An 8,584-nucleotide genomic window follows, 5' to 3' on the forward strand; every position below is an offset into this window, starting at 1 on the left:
GACCGAGATGATCCTGATCTCCGACCCGGCCCTGCCGCCCGTCCACGCCGAGTTCCGGTACCGCAGCGACGACCCGTTCGCGATCCAGTTGCTGCTGTCGGTCGACCAGAGCCCGGCGGTCAGCTGGGTGTTCGGCCGGGAACTGTTGGCCGACGGCGTCGCCGGCCCCGCCGGCATCGGTGACGTGCAGATCTTCCCGGTGCACGACGGCACGGTCATCGAGCTGCGCTCGGGCGAGCAGTCGGCCCGCCTGCTGGCCCACACCCCGGACGTGGGTGCGTTCCTGGACCGCTCCCTGCAGCTGGTGCCGGCGGGGTCGGAGTCCGCGTACTTCGAGGTCGAGTCGGACCTGCGCAGCCTGCCGGTGCACGACACGTTCGAGGCCTGAACCGAGGCCCGCCCGCGGCGATCCCGGTGATCGTCGCGCCCGTCCGGACGTGTGCCCGGACATGACTCCGAACGCGTGCGCATCAACCGGATCCGCGGGGCGAACCGCCCCCGCCGGACCCGGGCCCATCGAGGGGGTGGGCAGCCATGGGGATGGCTCGATGCAGGCGCCGAGGGGCTTCGACACCGCGGTCGACAACACGGGAGTGGTGCCCGGTTTGGAACCCGCGCAGGGTGTCGGTTAGAGTTGCCGGGCTCGCGCAGCCGGGAACGGCGGCGAGAGCGGTGCGGACGTAGCGCAGCTGGTAGCGCATCACCTTGCCAAGGTGAGGGTCGCGGGTTCGAATCCCGTCGTCCGCTCGGAAGAGGTCCCGGCAACAAGCACCTCCGGATCCTCCGATGGTGGGATGGCCGAGAGGCGAGGCAACGGCCTGCAAAGCCGTGTACACGGGTTCGAATCCCGTTCCCACCTCCATCCGTCCCACCGACGGTCCCGGGCGATTAGCTCAGCGGGAGAGCGCTTCCCTGACACGGAAGAGGTCACTGGTTCAATCCCAGTATCGCCCACCACCTGCCCCTCTGATCTGGGGCAACGCTTCGGCGGCGACCGGCCTGCCAGTTGTCCGTCGTCCTAGGTGCTGGGAATCCAGAGCGCGGCCGACGATTCCTGCCCGGCGACCCAGGACCGATTGTTGATGGCCGACGTGGTCGTGTACCCGCTCGAGGTCCCGCCGGTCTGCGGCAATTCGGTGACGGCCTGGTGGGACGGGCTCCAGACGAACGCGGTGGTGCGGCCACTCTGGTCGTCCCAGTAGCCGGCGATCCGGCCGAGATCGTTGATGCCGGTGGCGTGGGAGTAGACGTCCGGCAACCCGGCGATGGTCTGCATCTGTCCGGACCTCGGGTCCCACCGGAACGCCCGGTCGGTGAAGTCACCGACGTCGTTGGTGTACCCGACCACCTCGCCGCGGTTGTTGATGCCTGTGGCGAACGACACGACGCTCCCGGGCAGCACCCCGAGATCGCGCATCTGTCGTGAGCGGGGGTCCCAGCGGAAGGCGTGCGTCAGGAAGTCGCCGGTGCGGGCGTTTCCGACGATCTGCCCGGAATCGTTGACCGCCGTCGCGGTCGACGAATCCCCGCCGAGCGTGCCCAGGTCGCTCATCCGCGCGGTGCGCGGATCCCAGCTGAACGCATGCATGCGGCCGTCCGCGGTCTCCGATTCCCCGACCACGAGCCCTCGGTTGTTGACGGCATACGCGGTGGAGTAGGAGCCGCCGAGGGTGCCCAGATCCGTCATCCGGTGATCGGCCGGGTCCCACCGGAAGGCATGCCGGACGGTGCCGACGTCGGACGTCCCGACGATCTGCCCGCGATCGTTGATCCCGTACGCGATCGATGTCGGGCCGCCGAGAGTGCCGAGGTCGACCTTCTGCCGCGTCGTGGCCCGCCAACTGAAGGCGTGCCCGCCGGACTCGCCGACCACCACCGCGGCATCGTTGAGATCGTTGATGACGGCCGGGAAGCCCAGCACCAGCTGGTGGTACGTCCTCGCCGGGCCCGGCCGGTCGGGGCCGCTGCCGACCGCCGCGCCGGCGGTGGTCGTCGCCGCCGGCGCCGCGAAGAGCATGGCCAGCACGACGACGGCGGCGATCCGGCGCAGGGCGGTGAAAACTATCTGGGGATGCATGCCCGGTCCTTTCGGGTTGACTTCAGGCGCGGGCCCCTACCCCCCCAAGGCGACGACGCCACTTCACTCACCCCACCACGTCAGTCGGACCCGAGACAGGGGCCAACGTCCTTCCGGCCCGCCGCTCGACCGCCCAGCCCGCGCCCAGCCCGATCGCCCAGCCCGATCGCCCGGCCCGATCGCCGGCCCTCACCGCGCCCCGCCGCCGGCCCGGTAATCCGCTGGCGCCGCAACTCCCGCCTGAGGATCATCAAAAGTGATCTATGCCACAAAAGCCGCGAAGGGGACGGATGGCTCATGGGGACGTTCGAGAACCGGGTGACCGGTGACAACGAGACGGCGATCCTGGGGATCAGCGAGCGGTACACCGGCGTCTGGGGGGAATCCCGCGGCGGGGCGTCGGGCGTCTACGGCCGCAGCCCGGCCTGGCACGGCGTCTTCGGCGAGAGCGAGACCAACACCGGGGTCCTGGGGCAGAGCCGGACGCTGTACGGGGTGCACGGGGTCAGCACGAGCTCGACGGGCACCATCGGGCAGAGCACGTCGGGTTTCGGCGTCCACGGCACCAGCGCCTCGAATACCGGCGTCGTCGGCCGGAGCACCTCGGGCGTAGGGGTCGAGGGCGGCAGCGACCGGGGCGACGGGGTCGTCGGCCGGGGCCGCCGCGGGGTCGTCGGCGTGAGTGAGACCTACCAGGGCGTGTTCGGCTCGAGCCGGGACAACGCCGGCGTGGTCGGGGAGAGCGAGGCGTTCCACGCGGTGTTCGGCGTCAGCCGCAGCATCAACAACGCCGGCGTGTTCGGCGGCAACACCGGCGGTGGCTGGGCGGGCATGTTCGACGGCCGGGTCTCGGTGTCCGGCAACCTGTACGTCGGCGGGGACGTCCGCCCCCTCGGGGCCGACGTCGCGGAGGAGTTCGAGGTGGAGACGGGCGCGACGGTACTTCCCGGCATGGTCGTCCGGCTCGGCGACGGCGGCGGCCTCGAACCCGCGGACCGGCCCTACGAGACGGCCGTGATCGGGATCGTCTCCGGCGCCCCCGGTTTCCGTCCGGCGATGGTGCTGGACACCGGCGGCGGCGGGTCCCGGCTGCCGGTCGCGCTCGTCGGCAAGGTGATGTGCTGGGTCGACGCCGACCGGGGTCCGGTGCGCCGCGGGGACCTGCTCACCTCCTCGCCCACCCCGGGCCACGCGATGTGCGCGGACGCCGGCCGGGCCGTCGGGTCGCTCGTGGGCAAGGCCCTGGGTGTGCTGCCGCACGGCCAGGCGCTGCTCCCCGTCCTGACGATGCTGCGCTGATGGACGCCGCACTGGTCAACTCCAGCCTGGTCCGCCCGGGTCAGCGGGACTGGAGCCTGCGGGCGATCGCGGCCGAGCGGGGCACCCCGAAGTACTCGCTGCGCGCGCTGCTGGCCCAGCGCGACCGGACCGTCGTCTCGTCGTGGGCGGTGTGCCTGCTGACCTACCCGGGGAGCACCCCGAAACTGACGATGCCGATGGACTGGTTCGACCGGATGTTCTTCGAACCGGACGGGGTCGCCGCCTACTTCCGCACGATGAGCGGCGGCCGGCTGCTGGTCGAGTGGCAGGTCTTCGGGCCGCTCCCGCTGATGACCTTCCAGCAGAAGCAGCAATCGGCCAAGGCCGGCACCGAGGACGCCGACTACACCCGGCTGGCCAAGGCCCGGGGGATACCGCTGGACCAGTTCGACCACGTGATGTGGCTGCCCGACGACGGCGTCTCCACCGCCGGGACGGCGGCCGGGACGAAGAACCGGTTCGTCGGGGCCCAGGACGTCGCCCCGCAGCTGGCCTGCCACGAGATGACCCACACGTTCGGCGTCTGCTCGCACGCCGACCGGTCCGCCCTCGACGACTACGCCGACCCGTTCTGCATGATGGGCCGACCGAGCGTCGCCCGGACCTTCCAGAGCCCGGCGCTCGCCTGGCCCGGTCGTTACCAGCACGGCATGTGCGGGCCCGGCCTGATCGCCCCCTACCTGCTGGCCGCCGGCTGGCTGGACTATGGCCGCAACGTCACGCACCTCCAGGTGGCAGACCTGGCCGACGCCGTGGGCCTGTCCTACCCGCTGGCGTGCAACGCCGGCGCCCCGCCGATCGGGGACGGCCGGCGCATCGCCATCACCGTCGGCGAACTCCCCCGCCGGGCCGGGGCCGACGCCCAGGTCTGGGTGGAGTACCGCCGGCCCGAGGGGTTCGACCGGGGCATCGCCGCGCCGCCGGGCGGGGCGGCCGACCTGCCGGCCACCGGCGGGCTCGTCGTGCACACCGTCGGCTACGGGTCGCAACGGTGCCCGGACGCCCTCCGGGCCACGGTCATGTCCTGGCATCCGGCCGTCGTGGGGCAGACCGTCCCGCTGCCGGGCTACGCCCGGACGCTGCAGGTCACGGCGGTCGACGACGCCCGCCGGGAGGTCACGCTGACCGTGCGGTGACCGCGCGCGACCGTCGGTCACCGTCGGGTACGGCCCGCGATCGCTGCGCCGCCCGATCGGTGGATCCTCGCCGTTCGTGTCCATTTGATTACGCAGCGCTGCCGCGGACCGGTACCGTACCTGCATGACCTCCCGCTGGCGACGAGCCTGCATCGCGGCCGGGGCCGCGCTCGCCCTGGTCCTGACGGCCGGCCCGGCCCAGGCCGCCACGGCGAATCCGGCCACGCCGGATCAGACGTCCACGGACCCGGCCGTCCCGGCCTTGCCCGACCCGGCGATCGCGGCCCGGCCCGACCCGGCCGACCCGGCCTTGCCCGACCCGGCCGACCCGGCTGGGCCGGCCGACCTGGGCGGAGACGTCCAGAATCAGGCCATCGGCCTCGTGCTGTTGCGGCTGACCCTGCGGACCGCCACGGGCACGTTCGGCACCGCCGCGACGGGCATCACGTTCGAGCCGACGCTCACCGGCTGCCGGCTGACGGTCCCGGGCGTGATCACCTTCCCGGGTCCGGACGACGCCGATCCCGACCCGGCCATCGTCGGCTCGGCCACCGCCGTCACCACCGCCTCCGTCGCCGCGCCGTGCGCGGACGCCCAGCGCGTCCCGCCGGGCACCTACGCCGACACCTTCACCTGCACCGGCACGTTCACCGGCACGATCCTGGACGTCCCGGTCACCGCGCCGCTGTCCTACCGGGGCACCACCGCGGTCGGCGGCGCCATCAACGCCACGCTGACCATCAGCGGCTTCCTGGCCGGCGCCTCCCTGGTCGCCGACGGCCGGGTCCTGCAGGGCGGCTCCTACTCCGGCATCGTCTGGGCCTGAGCGCTCGGCCGGTCGCCGGCACCGTCGGGTCGGAACGGACCCTGATCGTCGCCCTCCCCCGGTTCACGCTCCTTGCGCCGCAGCAGCAGGGCGGTGGCCCCCAGCAGCAGCACCAGCACGCCCAGGACCGCGACCTCCCACATCGCGTCGGAGAACGGCGTCCCGGTGCCGATCTCGTCGGCCGCCTTGACCGACAGCACGACGATCTCCTTGATCGAGGCGATGATGCCGACCAGCAGGAAGGGCTCGGCGATCAGCTCGCGCCGGGCGATGGTGATCCGCACCGCGAACAGCAGCTCGACGACGATGAACACCAGCAGCAGCGTGTCCAGCATCTCCAGCGCCGCCTTGGCCGCGTCCGATTCGCTGAACAGGGCCGGCACCTGCCGGGCGGCCATCACGAACGCGCCGATCGCGAGCACCAGCAGGAACGCGGCGATGCCGATGTAGACGACGCCCTCGGCCACCTCCAGCGCCCGGTTGCCGGCCCGCACCAGCGGCGGCACCTTCGCGTCCGTGGTCTCGTCGGCCGTCGAGTCGGCGGGCTGGTCGGGCCCGCGGTCCGGTGGGCGGCGGGACGGGCGGCCGGGGGCTGGGGCGTTCGTCGGAACCTCCGTCGGTACGTCCGCCGGCCCGGCCCGCGGTGTGGTCGTGATCCGCGCGTGCGGGTCAGGACCTGCAGTCAACACCGGCGCGGGCGGTCCGGCGACCCGACGTCACGAGCCGCAGTCGGGCTCCACCACGATGACCCCGCGACGGGGCCGCGGCGACCTGTAGTCCTCGACCCGCAGCAGCCGGGTGGCCAGCTCCCCGGCCCCGGCCGCGTCGGGCACCTCGCTCGACGCCAGGTCGCCGCGCACGGTGACGGGCCCGAGCGTCAGGGTGGCGGCACAGGTGAAGTCGGTGGTCTCGAAGGCCGGCACCGGCGCGACCGGCCGCACCTGCCCGGTGATCGTCACCGTCACCCGGCACCCGTCGATCGCCCCGAACACGACCCCGGACGGGACCACCTCGTGGTACCCCTCCCCGAGCCGCAGGCTGCCGTAGATGTCGAAGACCGGGGTCGACTCCCCCTCCTCCTCGATCTCGCGGACGACGGTGGGGAAGGTGAAGTCGCGGCCGGCGAGCTCGCGCCAGCTGCGCACGCCGAACCGGATCGAGTGCAGGCGCAGCATGGGCTCGTCGTCGGCCAGCTCCCCCAGCGTCACCGGCCCGAGCGGCACCGAGATCTCATGCACCAGCAGCGGTTCGGGCCCCTCCGCCTCACCCCACCGGATCGTGCCGGTCAGCTCCGCCCCGGGGGCCGGGTCCGGCCCCGACCCGGCGGGCGTCCACCGCAGGTGCTCAGGCACTGGCCCCGTACGCCTTCTTCACGGCCGCCTTCTGTTCCTCGCTCAGGCCCGACATGTTCGCCTGCCGGACATCGTTGACGATCTCGGCGATGGCCGCGGGGAGCGAATCCACGGTGAACCGCTGCTTGATCGCCCGGTACTCCAGCGGGATGCCCTGCTGGTTGTACAGCTCGTAGAACACGTTGATGCCGCCGGAGTCGGTGGGCGGCTTGTCCGGACCGGGCAGCTCCTTGCCGACCACGACCGACATGGCGCCGCCGGTGCCCAGCAGCACCCGCTCGACGAAGTCGGTGTAGTCCCCGGTGATCAACCGGTCCCCCCGCGGTCGGGCCTCCAGCTTGGCCGGGATCTTGCCATCGCCGACGGCGGTGGCCTTGTCCTTGCGGGTCTCCTCGACCCAGTACGCCGGCTCCAGGTACTTGGTCTTCTTGAACAGATCACCGATGCCGCGGACGAAGTCCTTCGGCGGCGGGTCGCTCGCCAGGTGGTGCGGGGCGGTCGCGGCCAGCAGCCCGTAGGGGCTCATCTTGATCAGGAACGGAACCGCGTTCTTGACCACCGACGTCGTCCCACCGCTGGTCTGGTGCAGGGTGTCGCCCAGCAGGTAGCTGTAGATCAGACCCAGCAGGCCGAGGAAGGCCTTCCGCGCCGTCGGACCCAGTGTGGTGATCCAATGGTCCTTGGGTGCCGTCGCGAACTTCTCGTCCATGAACGCCACCACCTCGGCGACGATCGGGAGGAGCTGCTGCCGGGCCGCGGACGGTGGCGCGACCTGGACCTTGCCGACCGGCAGGATCGTGGTGGCGAAGAACTCCAACAGGGCCGCCGGCAGCACCCCGACGGTGGCCTGCAGGTAGATGTCGTCCTGGATGCCGCTGGTCAGGTACTCCTTGACCAGGGTCTCCACCTCGCCGTAATCGGCCCCCAACCAGGCCTTGAGGTCGGCGACCGGCACCCCGGTGAAGTAGCCGGCCTTCGCCGGCGCCCCGAGCTGGTGCATGCTGCCGCTCTGCGCCTGGGTCAGGGCCGCCCGGAGCTGGTCCCGCAGGCCGAAGGCCAGCGTGCTGATGCGGGCATTGGCGGCCGGCGCGAGCTCGTCGACCGCGGCGGTGACGAACTCGATCTTGGTCCGGGGTTCGGACGGCGTCCCGGTGACGTAGCCCAGTTCGGTCAGCTTGGTCACGATGGGCGTCCGGTCGACCGTGCCGCTGTGGTCGCTGTCCAGCCGGACGTCGGTGCCCTTGCCGCCCATGTCGGTGCCGTAGGGCACGCCGCCGTCCAGGAACGATTTGATCGCCGGCGTGACCTTGCCCGCCGCCTTGACGTAGGTCAGTGTGTTCGCGGCGGGACCCAGGCTGGGCACCGTCAGCTCGGCCTCGAAGCCGACCTGGCGCCGCAGCCGATCGGCGCCCGGGCCGGGCCCCGATCCGAGCGCCGGATCGGGGTCGGGAGCGGCCGGCGCCGGCCGGCGCAGCAGCCGCAACGCGTCGTCGGCGACCCGATCCGCCTGCGCCTCGGCCGGATCCGCCGCCCGGCCGATCACCGGACCGGACCCGGCGGACGGCCCGGACCCGGCCGCCGGGGCGAGGGTGTGGGCCAGTTCGTGGGCCAGCAGCCGCCGGCCGGCGCCGGTCTGCGGAGCGTAGGTGCCGGCACCGAAGAAGATGTCGCGGCCGAGCGTGAACGCCGTGGCCTGCACCGACCGGGCCAGCCGGGCCGGCTCGGCGCCGGTGTGGATGCGGACCGCGCTCAGGTCGGCCCCCATCGCCCGGCCCATCGGCCCGGCCACGGACTCGGGCAGCGGCCGGCCCTGGCCGCGCAACCGGGACAGGGCCCCGCCGATCTCCGGCCCGACGGGCGACCCGCCGAGCGG

Annotated in this window: 8 protein-coding genes and 3 tRNA genes; 7 read left to right on the forward strand and 4 right to left on the reverse strand. The window is 72.6% G+C overall.

The window, feature by feature from the left end; translation table 11 throughout:
* The 4 genes from ACOJUF_RS20475 to ACOJUF_RS20490 form a co-directional block, all read left to right on the forward strand.
* The coding region (locus tag ACOJUF_RS20475) for an SsgA family sporulation/cell division regulator (RefSeq protein ID WP_420123664.1) at positions 1-388 on the forward strand (388 nt) is incomplete at its 5' end.
* A gap of 286 nt (positions 389-674) precedes the next feature.
* A tRNA-Gly gene (locus tag ACOJUF_RS20480) sits at positions 675-747 on the forward strand.
* Between the two features lie 41 nt (positions 748-788).
* Positions 789-862 (forward strand) — tRNA-Cys (locus tag ACOJUF_RS20485).
* A gap of 20 nt (positions 863-882) precedes the next feature.
* Positions 883-957: transfer RNA gene (locus tag ACOJUF_RS20490), tRNA-Val, on the forward strand.
* A gap of 61 nt (positions 958-1,018) precedes the next feature.
* On the opposite strand, the gene ACOJUF_RS20495 is transcribed toward ACOJUF_RS20490, so the two are convergent.
* A complete protein-coding gene (locus tag ACOJUF_RS20495; protein ID WP_420123665.1) occupies positions 1,019-2,077 on the reverse strand; it encodes an HAF repeat-containing protein in 1,059 nt (352 codons plus the stop codon).
* 297 nt (positions 2,078-2,374) lie between these two features.
* Here ACOJUF_RS20495 and ACOJUF_RS20500 point away from each other — a divergent pair, with 297 nt between their 5' ends.
* The 3 genes from ACOJUF_RS20500 (at position 2,375) to ACOJUF_RS20510 (ending at position 5,359) form a co-directional block, all read left to right on the forward strand.
* Complete coding sequence (locus tag ACOJUF_RS20500; RefSeq protein WP_420123666.1) at positions 2,375-3,376, forward strand: hypothetical protein; 1,002 nt, start codon at positions 2,375-2,377, stop codon at positions 3,374-3,376.
* Positions 3,376-4,533, forward strand: coding sequence for a hypothetical protein (locus tag ACOJUF_RS20505; RefSeq protein WP_420123667.1), 1,158 nt, complete (start codon positions 3,376-3,378; stop codon positions 4,531-4,533). The genes ACOJUF_RS20500 and ACOJUF_RS20505 overlap by 1 nt, the downstream gene beginning before the upstream one ends.
* Positions 4,534-4,657: 124 nt before the next feature.
* Entirely contained in the window at positions 4,658-5,359 is a 702-nt protein-coding gene (locus ACOJUF_RS20510; RefSeq protein ID WP_420123668.1) for a hypothetical protein, read from the forward strand.
* Here the strand turns inward: ACOJUF_RS20510 and ACOJUF_RS20515 are convergent.
* From ACOJUF_RS20515 to ACOJUF_RS20525, 3 genes are all read right to left on the reverse strand, one after another.
* Positions 5,335-5,865, reverse strand: coding sequence for a phosphate-starvation-inducible PsiE family protein (locus tag ACOJUF_RS20515; protein ID WP_420123669.1), 531 nt, complete (start codon positions 5,863-5,865; stop codon positions 5,335-5,337). The genes ACOJUF_RS20510 and ACOJUF_RS20515 overlap by 25 nt on opposite strands.
* A 210-nt stretch (positions 5,866-6,075) precedes the next feature.
* Positions 6,076-6,711: a hypothetical protein gene (locus ACOJUF_RS20520; protein ID WP_420123670.1), complete on the reverse strand. Its 636-nt coding sequence runs from the start codon at positions 6,709-6,711 to the stop codon at positions 6,076-6,078.
* The coding region (locus ACOJUF_RS20525; RefSeq protein ID WP_420123671.1) for a DUF4157 domain-containing protein at positions 6,704-8,584 on the reverse strand (1,881 nt) is incomplete at its 5' end. The genes ACOJUF_RS20520 and ACOJUF_RS20525, both read right to left, overlap by 8 nt.

The organism is Nakamurella sp., from assembly GCF_048594475.1.
In the GTDB taxonomy this organism is placed as follows: Bacteria; Actinomycetota; Actinomycetes; order Mycobacteriales; family Nakamurellaceae; genus Nakamurella.

What these genes read in the sequence shown, in the direction of transcription:
- ACOJUF_RS20495 (WP_420123665.1), bottom strand. Translation starts at nt 2,077, where the DNA reads ATGCATCCCCAGATAGTTTTCACCGCCCTGCGCCGGATCGCCGCCGTC.
- ACOJUF_RS20500 (WP_420123666.1), top strand. Translation starts at nt 2,375, where the DNA reads ATGGGGACGTTCGAGAACCGGGTGACCGGTGACAACGAGACGGCGATC.
- ACOJUF_RS20505 (WP_420123667.1), top strand. Translation starts at nt 3,376, where the DNA reads ATGGACGCCGCACTGGTCAACTCCAGCCTGGTCCGCCCGGGTCAGCGG.
- ACOJUF_RS20510 (WP_420123668.1), top strand. Translation starts at nt 4,658, where the DNA reads ATGACCTCCCGCTGGCGACGAGCCTGCATCGCGGCCGGGGCCGCGCTC.